The sequence below is a fragment of the Enterocloster aldenensis genome (assembly GCF_003434055.1).
Lineage (GTDB): Bacteria > Bacillota > Clostridia > Lachnospirales > Lachnospiraceae > Enterocloster > Enterocloster aldenensis.
This window is the reverse complement of sequence record NZ_QVEX01000005.1, coordinates 161,838-181,034: the sequence shown is the minus strand read 5'-3', so window position 1 is coordinate 181,034 and position 19,197 is coordinate 161,838. Positions and strand designations below refer to the sequence as shown.

The 19,197-nt window shown below is 50.5% G+C and carries 14 protein-coding genes; 11 read left to right on the top strand and 3 right to left on the bottom strand.

All coding sequences use genetic code 11. From position 1 onward, the window contains the following. Positions 1–42 precede the first annotated feature (42 nt). Entirely contained in the window at positions 43–948 is a 906-nt protein-coding gene (locus DWX59_RS12610; RefSeq protein WP_117559583.1) for an AraC family transcriptional regulator, read from the bottom strand. Between the two features lie 196 nt (positions 949–1,144). Between DWX59_RS12610 and gnpA the strand changes: the two genes are divergently transcribed. The 6 genes from gnpA (at position 1,145) to DWX59_RS12580 (ending at position 9,040) form a co-directional block, all read left to right on the top strand. Continuing rightward, positions 1,145–3,397 carry a 1,3-beta-galactosyl-N-acetylhexosamine phosphorylase gene (gene gnpA / locus DWX59_RS12605; protein ID WP_117559582.1) on the top strand — a complete coding sequence of 751 codons (2,253 nt, stop codon included), beginning with the start codon at positions 1,145–1,147 and terminating at the stop codon, positions 3,395–3,397. A 318-nt stretch (positions 3,398–3,715) separates the two neighbouring features. Continuing rightward, positions 3,716–5,053 carry an ABC transporter substrate-binding protein gene (locus tag DWX59_RS12600; RefSeq protein WP_117559581.1) on the top strand — a complete coding sequence of 446 codons (1,338 nt, stop codon included), beginning with the start codon at positions 3,716–3,718 and terminating at the stop codon, positions 5,051–5,053. A 110-nt stretch (positions 5,054–5,163) separates the two neighbouring features. Next, on the top strand, positions 5,164–6,069 hold the full coding sequence (locus tag DWX59_RS12595) for a carbohydrate ABC transporter permease (RefSeq protein ID WP_117559580.1): 906 nt from the start codon (positions 5,164–5,166) through the stop codon (positions 6,067–6,069). Between the two features lie 17 nt (positions 6,070–6,086). After that, positions 6,087–6,977 (top strand): carbohydrate ABC transporter permease, encoded by an 891-nt coding sequence (locus tag DWX59_RS12590; protein WP_117559579.1) that lies wholly within the window; start codon positions 6,087–6,089, stop codon positions 6,975–6,977. A 35-nt stretch (positions 6,978–7,012) separates the two neighbouring features. After that, complete coding sequence (locus tag DWX59_RS12585; protein WP_117559578.1) at positions 7,013–7,939, top strand: nucleotidyltransferase family protein; 927 nt, start codon at positions 7,013–7,015, stop codon at positions 7,937–7,939. A gap of 3 nt (positions 7,940–7,942) precedes the next feature. Next, on the top strand, positions 7,943–9,040 hold the full coding sequence (locus tag DWX59_RS12580; protein ID WP_117559577.1) for a phosphotransferase enzyme family protein: 1,098 nt from the start codon (positions 7,943–7,945) through the stop codon (positions 9,038–9,040). A gap of 214 nt (positions 9,041–9,254) precedes the next feature. Here the strand turns inward: DWX59_RS12580 and DWX59_RS12575 are convergent, their stop codons facing one another. Next, the gene (locus tag DWX59_RS12575; protein ID WP_117559576.1) at positions 9,255–11,387 is read right to left on the bottom strand and encodes a helix-turn-helix transcriptional regulator; all 2,133 of its coding nucleotides are present in this window, start codon (positions 11,385–11,387) and stop codon (positions 9,255–9,257) included. A gap of 198 nt (positions 11,388–11,585) precedes the next feature. On the opposite strand from DWX59_RS12575, the gene DWX59_RS12570 reads away from it, so the two are divergent. From DWX59_RS12570 to DWX59_RS12550, 5 genes are all read left to right on the top strand, one after another. Beyond that, positions 11,586–12,695, top strand: coding sequence for an ABC transporter substrate-binding protein (locus DWX59_RS12570; RefSeq protein WP_117559575.1), 1,110 nt, complete (start codon positions 11,586–11,588; stop codon positions 12,693–12,695). Positions 12,696–12,826: 131 nt separating this feature from the next. After that, entirely contained in the window at positions 12,827–13,918 is a 1,092-nt protein-coding gene (locus tag DWX59_RS12565; RefSeq protein ID WP_117559574.1) for an ABC transporter ATP-binding protein, read from the top strand. Continuing rightward, the gene (locus DWX59_RS12560; RefSeq protein ID WP_117559573.1) at positions 13,915–15,648 is read left to right on the top strand and encodes an ABC transporter permease; all 1,734 of its coding nucleotides are present in this window, start codon (positions 13,915–13,917) and stop codon (positions 15,646–15,648) included. Before DWX59_RS12565 ends, DWX59_RS12560 begins: the two co-directional genes overlap by 4 nt. 4 nt (positions 15,649–15,652) lie before the next feature. Further along, on the top strand, positions 15,653–16,762 hold the full coding sequence (locus DWX59_RS12555; protein WP_117559572.1) for an ABC transporter ATP-binding protein: 1,110 nt from the start codon (positions 15,653–15,655) through the stop codon (positions 16,760–16,762). Positions 16,763–16,945: 183 nt separating this feature from the next. Next, entirely contained in the window at positions 16,946–17,743 is a 798-nt protein-coding gene (locus DWX59_RS12550) for a GntR family transcriptional regulator (protein ID WP_117559571.1), read from the top strand. Positions 17,744–17,867: 124 nt separating this feature from the next. On the opposite strand, the gene DWX59_RS12545 is transcribed toward DWX59_RS12550, so the two are convergent. Further along, positions 17,868–19,184: a RuBisCO large subunit C-terminal-like domain-containing protein gene (locus tag DWX59_RS12545; protein ID WP_117559570.1), complete on the bottom strand. Its 1,317-nt coding sequence runs from the start codon at positions 19,182–19,184 to the stop codon at positions 17,868–17,870. Positions 19,185–19,197 lie beyond the last annotated feature (13 nt).

Here is a 19,197-nt window from a genome sequence, read left to right as displayed (position 1 = left end):
CGGACACGCCCTATCTGACGGAAAGCAATTTTCAAACACGTCCTAAGACGGCTTTTCCGACAACAGACGGATGGAAGTAGCATACTCCGACGGTGTCATTGCGGTCAGCTTTTTAAACTGCCTGGAAAAATAGTGGATGGAGGTGTAGCCCAGTTTGTCCGAAATCTGGGTAAAGTTCAGCTGCTGGTCCCGTATCATCTGCTTGGCGGTGTCAATCTTCATGGCGGAGAAGAACTCAATCACCCCGCAGCCCTGGGCATCCCGGAACAGCTTCTGGAGCTGGGAACGTCCCACCAGGTTATCCTTGCAGATTTTATCAATGGTAAGCTGCTCGTCAATATGTTCTTCCATGTAACGGACAATCCGGTTATAGGTGTCATTGCCCGTGCCGGGCTTGGCCGGAAGCAGGTGGTTTGTGCGCACAGGCAGGGGATAGGAAAAATACCTCCGGTACAGGTGGATCATCAGCTGTTCCAGATAATGCCTGATTAGCTGGGGTGCGCCAAAGGAGGCCTGCTTTTCCAGGAAAACCAGTTTTTCCTGATAAGGGTCGTCCAGACGTCCGTCAAAGGTGTTGCGGGCTTCCACAATGATCTTTGCCAGCAGTTCCTTTTCTGTATCCTGGACGTTCATCAGCTGGTCCTCAAATGCTTTCATGCAGGGCGAATGGCAGTCAAAGCCAATGACCACCAGGCTGGGGGAGATACGCCCATTGGTCAGCACGTTGTGGAACTCGTTGGGCTTGTGGAACAGGATGTTCCCCTTTTTAAGCGCCAGCTGCCTGTCCCCTGCAACCGCAATGATCTCGCCCCGGTCCACGCAGACCAGCTCCCAGAAATCATGGCTTTCCCCTGGAAAGGAAAAGTCGCTCATATATTGGAAATAGTGGACCGAGATAATGTTTTCAATGGCAATGCTGTTTTCCAGATGCACGCTTTCATATGCCATGGCATACCCTCTTTTCAATCATGATTTAATCTGAGTATATCATACATTTCTCCTGGATAAAACACGATTATACAAATAAAACAATAGAATGTACAAATATATTTGACGGGCCTGTCTTGCCTGCAAAGGGCAATTTGTTTATACTGAGGATACAGGAAAATGCAGGAATACGCAGGAATATGCGGGAGGAGGTCATATGTCTAAGACAAAGGGAAGGGTGACGCTGCCCAGTGAATCCAATTTTCTGGATGAGACGAAGGAACTTCTGGAGCGGTGGGGGGCGGACGCCATCCGTGACAGCGATGGGACAAAGCTGGACCGGGATATCAAATCACTGGATGCAAAGATTTATACCACGTATTTTGTGGCAAGGGGCCATAATGAATTTGCAAGGGAGCACATGGATGAATGCCAGCAGCTTTACCTTATGTCGAAACGGCACACGGCTGCAGGGACGCGGCTGGGGATTGACTTCATGGACGGTTATTTTGACCAGCAGGTGGTGCCGGATCTGGACCATGACCCTAAGAAATGGTGGGAAGTCATGGACAGGACCACGGGGCAGGCGCTGCCTCCTGAGGAATGGGATTTGTCCATGGAGGGAAAACTGTCCATGGAGGGAAACTTGTCTACGTCCGGCGGACGGCCCGGGGAAGGCGGAAAACTGACAGTAGTGATTCCACATGCAGAACCGTTCCACGAGTATACGGTGTCGTTTCTCGTATACGCCATTTGGGATCCCACCCAGATGTATAACCATATTACCAATAACTGGGGCGATAAGCCTCATGAGATACCTTTTGACGTGAGACAGGATGCGTCCGGCGCATTTGCCAAGGAATATCTGGTACAGTGGCTGAAGGATAACCCGGACACGGATGTGGTGCGGTTTACCACATTTTTCTATCATTTCACCCTGGTATTTGATAGTGATGCAAAGGAAAAGTTTGTGGATTGGTTCGGATACGGCGCAACCGTGTCCGTGAAGGCGCTGGAGGAGTTTGAGAAGGAGTACGGCTATGCCCTCAGGCCGGAGGACATTGTTGATAACGGGTATTATAACTCCACATTCCGCGTACCCACCAGGCAGTACAGGGACTATATGGACTTTATCCAGCGGTTTGTGTCGGAAAAGGCCGGGGAGCTGGTGGGGCTGGTACATGAGGCCGGGCGGGAGGCAATGATGTTTCTGGGGGACAACTGGATTGGCACCGAACCCTACGGCAGGTATTTCCCTGCAATTGGCCTGGATGCAGTGGTGGGAAGCGTTGGCGGAGGCGCCACGCTGCGCCTGATATCCGATATTCCCGGAGTGAAGTACACGGAAGGCCGTTTCCTGCCGTACTTTTTCCCAGACACCTTTTACCAGGGAAATGACCCTGTGCCGGAGGCGGTTGAGAACTGGCTCTGCGCCCGCCGCGCACTGATGCGAAGGCCGGTTGACCGCATCGGATACGGAGGGTATTTAAGCCTGGCGTATAGGTTCCCCGGATTTGTGGATTACATAGAGAAGGTAACCGATGAATTCCGGGAGCTGTATGATAATATTGCGGGCAGCAGGCCATACTGCGGCCTTAAGGTGGCTGTGCTCAACTGCTGGGGGCGGCTGCGCTCCTGGCAGCCTTATATGGTGGCGCATGCATTGTGGTACAAGCAGACCTACACGTATTTCGGCATACTGGAGGCCCTCAGCGGCGCTGGCGTGGATGTGTCATTCATAAGCTTTGAGGATATCCGGCAGCACGGGATCCCGGAAGACCTGGACGTCATCATCAATGCAGGGGACGCGGGTACGGCCTGGTCCGGCGGGGATGAGTGGCTGGACGAAACGCTGGTCACTGCAATCCGCAGATGGGTATACAGCGGCGGCGGTTTTGTGGGCGTAGGCGAACCCTGCGCCGTACACCACAATGGACGGTTCTTCCAGCTGGCCGATGTGCTGGGGGTGGACAAGGAACTGGGGTATACGCTGTCCACGGATAAGTATGATACAAAACAGGCCCAAGGTCACTTCATAACAGAGGATATGGAAGTAAATCCGGTGGATGGCCATGGCGTCTTACCGCCCATTGATTTTGGGGAAAGCATGAAGAATGTCTATGCCCTTGGCGGGGATACTGAAATCGTGGAATATTCAGACCATGAAGTGCACCTCAGCGCCCATGGGTACGGAAAAGGCCGCGGCGTATACATTGCAGGCCTTCCATACAGCTATGTGAATACACGTATCCTGCTGCGCAGCATGTATTATGCCGCTGCCAGGGAAGGGGATATGAAGAAATGGTATGCGGATAATATTTACTGTGAGGTCCATGCCTATCCGGAAACAGGGAAGTATGCAGTGGTGAATAACTCCAGCAAGACCCAGGTATCCACGGTCTATGACGGCCAGGGAAATGGGACAGGAATGGAACTGAAGCCTTGTGAGATACGCTGGTTTTCCATGTAAATGACAAAGGAAAAAGGGACGCGGCTGCTAATGAAGAGCCGCGTCCCTTTTGCATATCCGGGGCAGGAATGGATGTTCACACAGGCCCAAGGGGCTGCAGTGGCAGTCTGCCTGTAATTTACAGATGTCCGTGATAAATGATATATGGAATGGCGAGGGGCATTATATATTTGTATAATATATATAAAAATGGTCTTATCGTACAAATTTAATAATCAATAGTCCAAAGAATATTATGTGCAGTTTTACTATACTAAGGGTATCAGAAATGTATTTGACGGGACAAAAACACAAATATATTTAAGGAGGAAGTATTATATGAAAAGAAGGAAATTATGGGCACTGGCACTGACGGCGGCAATGGTTGGCTCACTGACTGCCTGCGGAGGCGGTTCTAAACCAGCGGAGACAGCCGCGGCACCGGCGGAGACTGCGGCGCCGGCTGACACCAAGGCAGCGGATGGCGCTGCAGCGGACACCCAGGCATCCGGCGGGGACGGAAGCCTTGTTTACTGGTCCATGTGGGAGGCCACCGAGCCCCAGGGCAAAGTCATCAAGGAAGCCGTTGACCAGTTCTCAGCAGACACGGGAATCACGGTTGACCTGCAGTTTAAGGGACGTACCGGTATCCGTGAAGGCCTTCAGCCGGCCCTGGATGCAGGAACCAATATTGATATGTTTGACGAGGATATTGACCGTGTGAACAAGACATGGGGCGCCTACATCATGGACCTGGAAGAACTGGCCAAGGCCAATGATTATGAAGCCACGGCAAGCGCAAGCCTGATAGGGGCCTGCCGTGAGGTGGGCGACGGGACCTTGAAGTCCATTCCTTACCAGCCCAATGTATTTGCATTTTTCTACAACCAGTCTATCTTTGATGAGGCCGGTGTGACCGCTGTACCCGCCACATGGGCGGAACTGGATGCCGCATGCCAGAAGATTAAGGATGCAGGCTATACACCAATCACATGTGACGATGCTTATATCCTCTGCATGTTCGGATACCATATGTCCAGGATCAACGGATATGATAAGACTTCGGATATTGTTAAGAACAACAAGTGGGATGACCCGTCTGTCCTTGAACTTGCTAAGGCATATGAGGATTTTGCCAATAAGGGATATTTTTCAGAAGGTATTGCTTCCAACGTATGGCCGGCAGGACAGAACCAGGAACTGGCCATGGGAACGGCAGCCATGTACCTGAACGGTTCCTGGCTTCCCAACGAGGTTAAGGACATGGCCGGGGACGACTTCCGGTGGGGATGCTTCAGCTATCCGGCAGTCGAGGGCGGAACAGACGGTACGGAGGCAGCCAACTTTGGCGCACAGGTACTGGCAATCAACAAGGATTCCAAGAATGCAGAGGCTGCGTTCCAGTTAATCACATACTTAACCAAGGGCGAATTTGACAAGAAGCTTTCTGTTGAGTCAGTTGGTATTCCTTCCGATTCAACCAATACCGAGTGGCCTGTACAGATTGCATGTGTGAAGCCGGTCATGGAAAGCCTGACCACACGTTATCCATGGGCAGCAGGCGCAGAGGACAACGTGGATATGACCCCAATCATCAAAGAAAACATGATGAAGCTTTGCGGCGGTTCCATTACAGCGGATGAGTTCGTGGCGAATCTGCAGGCTGCCGGCAAGTAACACCCATTACCATAAACAGAATAATCCGGAAATAACATCATTGAGGTGGCATCGTCTAACGCTGCCGCCTCTTTTGCACGTTTCATCAAGTAAAGTAAGGAGGCACTGGTGTGAAAAGAAACAAAGGAATGATACTCGCGTTTATGACACCGGCGGTGGTGATGTTTATCCTGGTGTTCCTTTATCCCATCATCAGAACCATTCTGATGAGTTTTTTCAAGATAGAAGGAATCACGGATTCCATGTCAAAATGGACCTTCACCGGAATTGATAACTACGTTAAATTGGCCAACACCACGCTGTTCCGCATATCCATGTGGAACCTGGTCCGCATATGGTTTATCGGAGGCATTATCGTCATGTCGCTGGCACTTCTGTTTGCAGTCATCATTACCAGCGGCATCCGGTTCAAGAGCTTTTTCAGGGCCATGATCTACCTGCCCAATATTGTCAGCGCGGTGGCCCTGGCAACCATGTGGCTGCAGTATGTGTACAGCCCGAAGTTCGGACTTTTAAAATCATTTTTCTCAGCCATCGGGCTGGACTCCATTGCTAAGATACAATGGCTGGACAACGACCACAAGTTCATGGCGCTGCTGCTTGCGTACTGTTTTGGCATGGTTGGTTACCATATGCTGATATTCTCCAGCGGTATTGAGAGGATCAGCGATGAATATTTTGAAGCGGCAACCCTGGACGGGGCCAATAAGTTCAACCAGTTCCGTTACATCACACTTCCCTTGCTCAAGGGCGTGTTCAGGACGAACATTACCATGTGGAGCGTCACAAGCGTTGGGTTCTTTGTGTGGTCGCAGTTGTTTTCAACGGTTACGGCCGATACGCAGACCATTACGCCCATGGTTTATCTCTATATGCAGATTTTCGGTGCAGGAAACAGTGTGACAGAGAGGAACTCGGGCATCGGCGCGGCGGTTGGCGTAATGCTGAGCGTGTGTGTGGTTGCTGTGTTCTGGCTGTGTAATCATCTTCTGAAAGATGATGATTTGGAATTCTAAGGGAGGGGGAAAGGTATATGTCAGGAATGTTCGGAAAGAAAGAAAAGAGATACAGCGAACCCATCCGTTGGAAAAAGGAGCTGAAGCTGGGACCTGGTTACCTGCTTCTGACCCTGTGGATCTTCTTCACCCTGGTGCTTTTAGGCTGGGTGCTCTGCGCCAGTTTCTCCACCACCAAGGAAATCTTCTCCAACAAACTGCTGGAGAGCGGGTTCCACTTTGAGAATTATGTGAAGGCATGGGTTAACTCCGATGTGTCCACCATATTCTTTAATTCACTGTTTTACTCCATTGTGTCCTGTACCATGCTGATTGTCATCTGCGCGCCTGCCGCGTACGCATTGTCACGTTTTGACTTTGTGTGCAATAAGCTGATACAGACGGGATTGGTGGCATCCATGGGTGTTCCCGTGGTAATGATCGTGCTGCCCCTGTTTGCAATGGTGGCAGGACTTAATATCCTTAATAATGTGGCTGCCAACAGGGGCACCCTGATTTTCCTGTACATCGGCATCAATGTGCCCTATACCACCATATTCCTCACCACCTTTTTTGCCAATCTTTCCAGGGCGTTTGAGGAGGCTGCTGCCATAGACGGCTGCCCGCCGGTAAAGACCTTCTGGCTGATCATGCTTCCTATGGCCCAGCCGGGTATTGTGACCGTGACCATTTTCAATTTTATCAATATCTGGAATGAATATTTCATTTCCCTGATATTCGGCAACTCGGATAAGGTGCGTCCTGTTGCGGTGGGATTGTACTCCATGATTAACTCCATGAAATACACAGGGGACTGGGCCGGTATGTTCTCGGCCGTTGTCATCGTATTCCTGCCCACCTTCATCCTGTATATTTTCCTGTCGGAAAAAATCATTGCAGGTGTTACGGGCGGCGGCGTTAAGGGATGATGACAGAATCAATCAAGTGAAAGAGGGAAGAAGACATGGGAAAAAAACCGGTACTGGTAATCATGGCGGCTGGTATGGGAAGCCGTTACGGCGGGTTAAAACAGATTGACCCGGTGGATGAGTATGGCAACATCATCATTGATTTCTCCATTTTTGATGCAAAACAGGCTGGATTTGAGAAGGTTATCTTTATCATCAAGAAGGCCATTGAGACGGAATTCAAGATCCACATAGGCAACCGTATCAGCAGATATATGGATGTGGCATATGTGTATCAGGAGGTGGATAAGATACCGGAAGGGTTTGAGGTCCCGGAGGGCCGCGTGAAGCCCTGGGGCACCGCCCATGCAGTGCTGTGCTGTAAGGATTTGATTGACGGGCCGTTTGCAGTCATCAATGCAGATGATTATTATGGGAAAGAGGCATTTCACATGATTTATGACCAGCTGGCATTGGTGGAGGATGATGACAGATACCAGTATACCATGGTCGGCTACCAGCTTTACAACACCCTGACCGACAATGGACATGTGGCAAGGGGCGTGTGCTCGGTGGATGAGGATGGCCACCTGGTGGATATCCATGAGCGCACAAGGATTGAGAAGCATGGCGGCATGGCGGAATACACGGAGGATGACGGGGCATCGTGGGCCGGGCTGCCGGAATCCACCATTGTATCCATGAACATGTGGGGGTTTACAAAAAGCGTCCTGGGAGAACTGGATGGAAGGTTTGGGGCGTTCCTGGAACAGAACCTGCCGGTGAACCCGCTTAAATGTGAATATTTCCTACCATTTGTGGTGGATGAGCTGCTTAAATCAGGCCTGGCAGAGGTTACTGTGCTAAAAAGTGTGGACCGCTGGTACGGCGTTACTTACAAGGAAGATAAGGAAATGGTGGTAAAGGCCATAAAAGGACTGAAGGACAGTGGACTGTATCCGCAAAAACTGTGGGAGGATTAGGTGATGAGTGCAGAACTGGAGACATGTATATTGGAGGAAGCAGCAGGGGCATTTGCCACGGACGGGAAAGTAGTAAGCTGTGAGCGTTATGGCAGCGGGCATATTAATGATACATTTAAACTGGTGTGCGGCCGTCCCTATATCCTTCAGAGGATGAACGACGACATTTTTAAGGACCCCGTGTCCCTGATGAAGAACATTGAAGGGGTTACCACATTCTTAAGGCAGGAGGTTATCAGACATGGCGGGGACCCTGACCGGGAGACACTGAACCTGATAAAGACCAGGGACGGCGGTACATTCTATGTAGACAGCAAGGGGAATTACTGGAGGATGTACCTGTTCATCGAAGGCGCGACCTGCTATAACCTGGTGGAGAAGCCCGAAGATTTTTATCAGAGCGGAAAGGCTTTTGGCCACTTCCAGCGACTGCTGTCAAAGTATCCGGCCAGGGAACTGTCCGAGACCATCCCTGGTTTCCACGACACGCCAAAACGGTTTGAGCGGTTTAAGAAGGTGGTGGAGCAGGATATCTGCCACAGGGCGGCTGGGGTGCAGGAAGAAATCCGGTTTGTGATGGACCGGGGAGCCGACATGGGGCTGGCCATGGATATGTTGGAAAAAGGGGAACTGCCCATAAGGGTAACCCACAACGATACAAAGCTTAACAATATCATGATTGACGATAAGTCAGGCGAGGCAATCTGCATCATTGACCTGGATACGGTGATGCCCGGTCTTTCCATTTTTGATTTTGGCGACTCCATCCGGTTCGGCGCCAATACGGCAGAAGAGGACGAGACGGATTTAAGCAAGGTATCCCTGTCCCTGCCACTGTTTGAGATATATACAAAGGGATTCCTTGAAGGATGCGCGGGAAGCCTGACTGAGAAGGAGGTCAGGATGCTTCCCCAGGGCGCGCGGCTTATGACCCTGGAATGCGGGATGCGTTTCCTGACGGATTACCTTGAGGGCGACACCTACTTTAAGATTGCCAGGGAACAGCACAACCTGGACCGCTGCCGCACCCAGTTCGGCCTGGTGGAGGACATGGAGAAGAAGTGGACGGAGATGGGGCAGATTGTGGATTCCTTCTGCTGATGAAGCGGATTGTGTGGATAAAGCAGGATGTGCGGATGCAGCGGGATGCGCGGATAAAGCAGGATATGCGGATGAGACAGATCCTGCGGATGGACAGGATATGACAATTAAGGACGGCTGCCGGGACAATGGATGTGTGATTCCATCATCCCGGCAAGACCGTCTTTTTTTGTGTCATCACCCGGCCCATCACCCGGCCCATCACCCGTTCTCATCATCCGGCCCGGTAAGTTGCCGGCGTGATTCCCGTAAGCTTCTTAAACAGCACATAGAAGTACTTAATATTCGAGAACCCCACGTTCTGGGCAATCTCCTCCACCGACATGTCGGTCTGTCGCAGCAGGCGCATGCTTTCCTCCAGCCGGCAGGTATTGATATAGTCATTGATGGAACGGCCATAGGAATTTTTAAACATCCGTCCCAGATATGCGTTGTTCATCTGGATCATATCTGCAATGCGCTGGGAGTTAAGGCTGCTGTCATGGTAGTTCTCCTGGACAATGCCTTTAATCTGTTTTGCCAGTTCGGAGTATTTTTCCGCCTTTTTTTCACTATAATTCCCACAGATGGCCACAAATGCACGGTCAAATGCCTGGTCTATCACGTCCAGGTCCTTTATCTGCTCCAGGGACTCCGGCAGCAGTTTCTGGCTGTCCTTTAACAGGTCCGATGAAAATTCGTTTAATATACTGCAGATGGTATCCTCGGCCCGGTTAAGGACATACTGGAAGTCATCATACCTGTAGTTGACAATGGTGCTGCGGATTTCCTGCCATTTTGCCCTGCTTAAATCCAGGCTGCCGGACTTAAGACGCACAATCAGGTCCGTAAAATCCCGGGTGGTCACGGTGTTGGCCAAAGCCTTTGAGAAAAGCGCCTCCTCCGGGATTAGCCGCTCCTCCGGTCCCAGCACCAGGCTTAACCTGCGCAGTTCATGGAGGTTGGAGAAATGTAGCGGCAGGCTGTCAAAGTCCGTGAACAGGACGCTTTGAAACAGGCGGCAGTCCAGTGTTCCCGACAGGCATAGGGCCAGGCCGTGGTAATCCTCCTTGGACCGGTAGATGCCGATACACGCATAAATATGGGAGGATTTGGTGACTACCAGCTCAGGATGCTGCTTTTCCACCAGTCCATAGATGTCTTTTCTGTGAAGGGCATGTATCAGCATAAGGCCAAATGGGCCTTCCATATCCTTAAACAGCCGTGCAGAGGAAAGTGAGAGCTTACCGGCCAGCATGTCATAAAAAATCTGTTCCAGGCTGGTGCGCTCGGACTTGGACACCACGGCATCAATCTGCTCTTTCAGCGGAAGGGGAGGGGTGTCCGGGATATCCGCCTCATCCCCTTCCAGGAACTTGTTGATGGTGGTGATGGCATCCTTCATCTTCAGCATGGGCATCAGGGCGTAAATCAGGAGGACAAGCAGGGCACAGCCAAAGACAGAGATTAATGTAACCATAAAATACACAACAATCTGCCGGAAGTATAAAAGACGGGGCAGGGCCTTGGACAGGGAGGAGATCTTCATATAGGTGTGTCCGGTGGTCAGGGATTCATAATACATGCAGATTTCCTTTTTCTGCTTATTGATAAAATACCCGCTGTTTTTTTCCACTGTGATAAACGGATAATAGTCCAAATATTTTTCAAGGAGCGAATCACTTGCCGATACCAGCACATCCCCCCTTTTATTGATGACAATCAGGTCTGAGGCCGGATTGGAAGCCAGCAGGGCCCGTTTGTACCATTCGCTTTTTACGGTAATGATCAGGGTGCTGGGTTTGGGGGAGCCATCGGGATTGATTTCATAAAACATGAAGGTATAAAACTCCCGGCTTTCAGGTTCCTCCTCATGGCAGTAAATGGGTTTAAAACGGTTCTCATTGGTGCGGTTTGTCAGCAGTTCCCGGATCTGCGCGTTCCTGTAGGTATCAATGGACTGGTCCGGAAAGGACGGGTCCGTGGAGTAGACCCGGTTTGTATATCCGTTATGGATGATGATGGACCCGGCAAATTCCGTGGAACTCAGGGATGTATTCAAATCCCTGGTCATGTATACACGGTCCGTATTGGAAAATGAGGCAGCGCCCATCATGGTCTTAACTGCATTGGAATAGAAAAGCTGCATCCCATAGTTGACAATGGAGGAATTAATGGTCTCGGTCAGTGTATCAATCTGGATGGCAAAATCCCGGTTCAGGTCTGAAATGGAGTCATAGGTGATGCGCTCAAATATGCGGAACAAGGTAAAAAAGACAGCGGAAAGCATCACGATGAATCCTGTGCCAAAGGCCAGGATGCGGATTGCCTGTCTGACTTTTTTTGATTTAAACACCAATTTGTTCATATTTTTACCACTCTCAGTATAGTTTGATATTTGTAAGGTTTAAAAATTGTACATCGGTTGACTTCCGCATTTTTCATACTTTACATAGTTTAGCATAAAATTTACAATCAAATCAACTGCAAAACAAACAAATTGCACAAGGGAATGCACAAATTGTCCCAGATGCAAAAATTAAACGTATTGAGGGAGGTATTATCTATGAAGAAAAAATTAGCAGTTATCCTGGCATCAGCAATGGCAGTGTCACTGACAGCCTGCGGCGGTTCCAAAGCACCGGAGACAACGGCGGCAGCTGCAAAGACCGAGGCCCCGGCAGCGGATTCCAAAGCAGAAGACAAGGCAGAGGACACCCAGGCGGCCGGCGGGGATACCCAGGCTGCTTCTGAGGCATCCGGTAACGTCATGCTGTATTCCTCCATGCAGGAAGACCAGCTGATGGCCATTAAGGAAGGATTTGAAAAGAAGTATCCTAATATCAAGATGGATTATTATTTTGCAGGCACCGGCAAGGTCATCACCAAAATCGCAACCGAGCACCAGTCCGGGCAGGTGGCGGCAGACGTCATATGGGTAGGCGACCCCTCTGACTACATAGGGTTTAAGAATGAAGGCATACTTGAAAAATACTCCTCCCCGGAGGCATCCGCCATTGCTGATAAGTTTATTGATTCAGAAGGATATTACACCGGCGCCCGTATGATGAACATGTCCATTGGATACAACACATCCCTGGTCACGGAGGAGGAGGCCCCCAAGTCATGGAATGACCTGCTGGATGCAAAGTGGAACAACCAGATTGTCATGACAGACCCGTCTTCTGCCGGAACAACCAAGTACTTTGTAGGAGCGCTGCTTTCCAGCCCTGACTACGGCGAGGAGTATTTCCAGAAATTAAAAGACAACGGATGCGAGCTGGAGTCCGGCACAACCGCAACCCATAACCAGGTAGCGGCCGGGGCTTATAAGGTAGGCATCATGCTGGATTATGTGACGCAGAACCTGATGGATGAGGGTTCGCCTTTGGGCTTTACATATATAGATAAAGACCTGGTATCCATCTTCTCCCCCATCGGCCTGGTTGAAGGATGCGCCAATGAGACAAACGGAAAGCTGCTGTATGATTTCATCCTTTCCAAGGAAGGCCAGGAAATCCTGGTTGAGAACAACCTGCTCTCTGTAAGGGATGATGTTGACCAGAAGGGCGCAAGCGTGGAGGAGATTGCCAAGGCAGCCATGACCGTTGACCTTCAGTCCCTGTCCGATAACTCAGACCAGATCATCGAGACATTTGACAATATTTTCAAGTAAGGATTGGACCATGGATTCCGGCAGGGGTCCAGGTAAGGATTATAAGGGTATGGATGCGGGGCCGGAAGATGTTCCGGCCCTGTTAAAGTGTATTGGAATAGATTGGAATATAAGGGACAGGAGGGACTGGAATGGCCAGTATCAAATTTGACAACGTATCCTTTGCCTATGGGAACAATCAGATCTTAAGGAACTTTTCCCTGGAAGTGGATGACAGCCAGATCATGTGCCTGGTAGGACCGTCGGGATGTGGGAAGACCACATTGATCCGCTGCCTGCTGGGATTCAACAAGCCAAGTTCAGGAGAGATATGGATTGGGGACCGGTGTGTGTTCTCCCAGGCAAAACGTATTAACATTCCCCCGGAGCGCCGTGGCGTGGGCGTGGTGTTCCAGGATTATGCGGTATGGCCCCATATGACGGTCCTGGAAAATGTCTGCTACCCCATGAAAAAGCAAAGGATGTCCAAAGCTGAGATTAGGCAGAAGGCTGAAAATGCCTTAAAGCAGGTGCGCATGACAGAATATGCCAGTTACCTGCCCAGCCAGCTTTCCGGCGGGCAGCAGCAGCGGGTAGCCATTGCCAGGGCATTAGTGAGCTCGGATGCGGTCATTGTCATGGATGAGCCCATAACAAATCTGGACGCCAAACTTCGGGAGGAAATGCTGATTGAGATACGGCAGATCCAAAAGAACATAGGGACCACCATATTTTATATCACCCATGACCAGGAAGCGTCCCTGCAGCTGTGCGACAAGATGGCAATCATGGACCAGAATGGAAAACTGTGCCAGCTGGGGGCGGATGAGGACATCATCCTGAGGCCCTCCAACCGTTTTGTGTTTGAGTTCATCGGCGTGTCCAATTTCTTTACGCTGAGCAGACTGGGCGGTGACTGGTGCTTTGCAGGGAATAGGAATCTGGTGTTTGACGGGACGGTCCCGGCACAATTTGACAAGGCGGGGACGGTGGATATGGGCGTACGGCCCAACAACATTACCTTTGATCCAGCATCGCCTGTAAAAGCCAAGGTAAAGCGTTCCGTATTCCTGGGAAGTGAATACGATTATTTTGTAGAGTTTGACGGCAGGGAAGTCCGTGTCCAGAAAAATGCCTTTGACGCCATGCAGACAGGAGCAGTGGAGCAGGAGGGGGATACGGTGGGGCTTAAGTTCGTAGGTCCTGAATTTTATCCCACTGCAGGAAAGGAGGAAGCCGTATGATATTCAGGAGAAAACGTGCCATGACCAGCGGCTCGGAACTGGCTGCCATGGAGGGCAGGAAGTTCGGCCTGGACCAGGCCATGACAGGCCTGAGCTTTGTGCTGCTGCTCATCATTGTGGCAATTCCGATTTTCATGATTGTGTACAATGCATTTTTCTATGAGAATAAGTTTGATATCAGCCTGTTCGTCTCAGTCATAGGAAATGTAGATAACCTGAAGGCAATGTGGAATACCATTGTGATTGCCCTGGCAGTTACTTTGTTCGGCACCATTATGGGCCTGTTCTATGCATGGCTCCTGGGGCGGAGCGATATCCCGGCCAAAGGATTCATGAGGGCCATGTTCACGATTCCATATATGTTCCCCCCATTTTTCGGGGCCATGGCATGGGATCTGCTTTTTTCCGGCAGGGCCGGTTATGTGAATAAATGGCTGATGGCAACCTTCCATCTGGCCAATGCGCCCATTAACATTAACAGCATTGGCGGCATTATCTTTGTGGAGTGTTCCTATTACTTCCCATTTGTATTCATGCAGGTGGTCAGCGCGCTGGAGCGTATGGACCCCACGCTGGAGGAATCGGCCAGGATTGCGGGCGCAAAGCAGGGCCAGGTCATTGCGAAGATCACAATCCCCCTTGTAAAACCTGCCATATCCGCCGGCGCGCTGCTGATACTGATTTCCTCGCTGGCGCATTTCGGGGTGCCCTCCATTCTTGGCTTTTCAAAAAATATTTATACGCTTCCAACCATGATTTATGCCCTGATATATAAATCCTCGGGAAGCTTTGAGGGAATCCGCCAGGGCGCTGCCCTTTCCATCCTTCTGGTGGCGGTGGTGTCAGTGGCCCTGGTAATCCAGAAGCGGGTGTTAAGTTCCGGAAGCTACGATATCATCAAGGGTAAATCCATGCGGCCCACGCTGATTAAGCTGAGAGGCGCAAAATACCCCCTGCTGGCATTTGCCTGCCTGACATTGGTGGTGATCGTGGTGGTCCCGCTGGTGATGATATTCCTGGTAGCCCTTGTAAATGCATACGGACTGCCGCTTACACCGGAGAACTTCTCCCTGAAGAATTATCAGAAGGTACTGACCTCCCCGGCAACCCTGGATTCCATCAAGAACTCGCTGTTCCTGTCCGTAACGGCCGGAATCGTGTGTATGTTCCTGGGCGTTATGGTTGCATACGTAATCAACCGCATTAAGCCAAAGGGAAAAGGCGTCCTGGAGATCCTTTCCGTGCTTCCGTACTCAATACCAGGTACGGTGCTGGCAATCGGCGTCATCCTTTCCTGGTCCGGGTCCATTTTCGGAATCAAGCTTTACAATACCATCTGGATTATCCTGGTGGCATACATGGCAAGGTATCTGTCCTTTTCCATGAAGAGCGCGTCCGCCTCCCTGCAGCAGGTGAACTCGTCCCTGGAGGAGGCGTCCAGGGCCTGCGGCGCATCCCATACGGAATCCCTGAAGGACATCACGCTGCCCTTAATCCGGCCAGCCATGGTATCGGGCTTCTTCCTCATATTCCTTCCGGCCATGAGGGAGCTGACCACATCCATCCTCCTGTATGGGCCGTATACAAGGACGCTGGGCGTACAGATTTACTCCCTGCGTGACGCGGGCATGATACCCCAGGCATCGGCCCTGGCGTCACTGGCAATCTTAATCATTATCATATGTAATACAATTGTTACACAAATCACCAAGGACAGGAAGGGGGCGTAACGTCATGGCACAGGAACAGGTAATATTACAGCATGTTACAAAACGCTTCACAACCAGGACCATGGGCACGGTTACTGCGGTCGATGATTTTAACCTGGCCATTAAGGAAGGGGAGTGCTTCTCCTTCCTGGGGCCTTCCGGCTGCGGCAAGACCACTACGCTGCGTATGATAGCTGGATTTGAGGATCTGTCAGAAGGGGAAATCCATCTCTGCGGCAGACCGGTGTCGGTCAAATCCAGGAATCTGTATGTGCCGCCCGAGGAGAGGGGGCTGGGAATGGTGTTCCAGGCCTTTGCGGTGTGGCCTCATATGAATATATTTGACAACGTGGCATTTCCCCTTAAAATCCAGAAGGTCAATAAGACGGATATTGCAAAACGGGTGAAGGAGGCCCTGCACCACTGCAGCCTGGATGGGCTTGAGGAGGTTTATCCTTCCGACCTTTCCGGGGGACAGCAGCAGCGTATCGCCCTGGCCAGGGCCATTGTCACCAACCCCAAGGTCATGCTTTTGGATGAGCCCCTTTCCAATCTGGATCCCAAGCTTAGGGAGTCCATGCGTTTTGAGATTAAGGAACTCCAGAGGAAGTTTAACTTTACCATTATCTTTGTAACCCATGACCAGTCCGAGGCCATGGCCATCTCCGACCGGATGATGGTATGCGACATGGGACGGATCATGCAGATTGACACGCCTGAGAATCTTTACAGAAAACCAAACTCCAGGTTTGTCCACAGTTTCCTGGGCGAATCCACCTTTATGGACGTGGTCATAAAGGACGGCAGGGTGTATCCCAAGGGAGATTTTAGCCAGCCGCTTCACCTGGCTGTTCCGGCTGACGCGGCCAGCGAAATGGTGGTTGCCACAAGGCCCAACGCCATCCGGCTCACATCAGACCAGGGCTTTAGGACCCATGTGGAAAAAAGGATATTCCTGACGGACAGGACCGAGTACCTGGTGCCGGTGGGGGAACAGCTGGTGAAGGTGGAGACGCCTCACCGGGTGGTATTTTCCCCGGGCGAGGCCTGCTGTATTGATATCGCCGACCCCATGTGGTATCCGCTGGAAGATAAGAAAGCGGAGGAAGAGAGGATTAAGAGGCAGCTGGTATGATTTAATAATAAAGGCTGTACTGGTTCCGTCCTGCCTGTTTACGCCGGGCGGTACTAGGGGCTGTAAAATGCCGTCATGGGCCGCACCCTGTTTTGTATGGACAGGGTGCGGCTTATTTTGGTAGCCAAATGGTTTGTTAGGGGGTATAATGAGGAAAGACATTATAATTGCAGGAGGGGACAGATGACGGAAGATGATATGGTGGAATCCGTGCCCAGAAGGGTCAGGAAAACCGATTTAAAATTGCAGGTGGAAGAAGAACTTGTGCGTTTTATAAAACACATGGACCTGGCTGTTAACAGGAAGCTGCCAAGGGAGGAAGAACTGGCCCGGATGTTAGGCGTCAGCCGTATTACCCTGCGCAGTGTGCTGGATGATCTGTCTGCCAAGGGCATGATATTCCGCAAGCACGGGAAGGGCACGTTTGTCAACAGCAGCTTTTTTGAGATGAAGGCCAGCTTTAACCCGGTGATGCATTTTGCGGATATGATAAGGAACAGCGGCTATGAGCCAAGGGTGGAGATGATTGACCATCGGATCATGAAGGCGGACCGGGATGTGGCCGGGCATCTGGAGATAGAAGAGGGCAGTGACGCCCTGGTGTGCGACAAGATATTCTATGCGGACAAACAGATATGCGCGGTTACCAGGGACTTTATCCCTCTTTCATACCTGAAGGATGTGGATATGGCGGAACTGGACCATTATGTTAATTCCGTCTTCTATTTTATGTATAAGGCCAGCGGCAGGAAGCTGGAATGGGATAAGGTGGAGCTGAACGCAGTATACAGCCGGGATGACGCGCTGCTGGACCGGCTCTTAAAGGCTGCCGGGATTGCACCCAAGGCATTCCTGCTTCTTAAAGGGGTAAACTTTGACGAGGAAGGGACCGCGGCTGTGTATACATGGGAGTATGTGGATACGGAGATACTTAAATATAGCCAGATCCGTAAGAGGATTTTGCATTATGAGGATGTGTAGCGGAGAGGAGGTCATCAGATTCTGCATCTGATGACCCTTCTATTTTTCTTTTAAGTTAGGACTTGTTATTCCTGATTACCTGCGCCTGTTATCCGGGGTATGGGATACAGTGCTTATGTTTAAATCAACCTTTCAAGTCATAATTCCCACCCTGGTCTTCTTTATATATTCCCCAGGCATTTAATGCGGCCCCAAGTTCTTCATATTGCTTTCCGGCTTCTTCAAGGCCCTGTCCTGCCAGGACAGCATCAATACCCTGCCGGAATGCCCGGGCACCTGCTGCCGGGCCCATTGGGTGTCCGTGGATGGCACCACCGGCCGCAATGATTACATCATTTCCGAATTTATTCATAATATCTTCTATATGGCCCTGGGTGGTTCCGCCGCCAGGCATTGCAAAAATCGGTTTAATATTTCCCATAGGAATTGTCATGGCATATCCGCAGTCTATGAAGGTATCCATAAGCATTGGGAATTTGCCATATGGGCTCAGGGCAATGATCATATCCAATCCGGCCAGCCTTGGAAGCTTAGCGTTCATCAGTTTGGTAGATGTTCCGCACCATTCACATGCAGTACTGGCTCCCACATAATCTGAGTGCCCAAGAATTGGGACATCGATTTCCGGGTCTTCCGTAATCATTCTGGCAGCATCTAATCCAACTGTGGCATAATTCAGCATAAGGCAGTTAGCACCTGCTTCAAGTGCTTTGAGTGCATTTTCCTTAATGCGGTCGGCGCGGTCCGTGATGTTAAATGCAAATAAGGTCTTTTCGCCCTTTATCCTATCAGCATTCTGGATTGCCGGCATGACAGCTTTCACACGTTCTATCAGTGGACAATGGGGAGGATTGGCAACTAATTCGTCATCCTTAATGATATCTACACCACCCACAGCTGCCTGATAGGCAAGTTCAGCTGTCTTTTCCGGGCTGAGGCCTGTACATGGTTTAATCATGTTATTAAGGAGAGGTCTGTCATGTACCCCAAGAATACCACGGATTCCCTGAATCCCGAATTTAGGGCCCGGGAAGAACTTCAGGAACTCCTGTGGAAATTCAAGATCCAGCAGTTTAACTTTACCTGAACTGGAAATATTTCCAATAACAGTACTTAGCATCATAGAAAATTGAGGCCCGAAATTTTTCCAGGGATAAGCAATGCGGATGATGAAATGGCGTTCATTTACGTCATTGGGCATGGTTCCTTGATAGGATGGTGCCTCATATACGCCGACTACACGTCCCATGGTAAGTTCTCTGACTTCCGGGGTTTCTCCGGGAACTTTAATCCATGTACCGCAGGTCTGTTCCACAGCTAAGGCGGCTGCGAACTTTAGCATGTTGGTACTGCGCTTTGCGGCACAATAATAGGTTGCAATGATGAACCTCTCTTTTTCTAACCCTTCTGGTGCCTGTACTAAAATCGGATCAATATACATACTTTTAATCTCC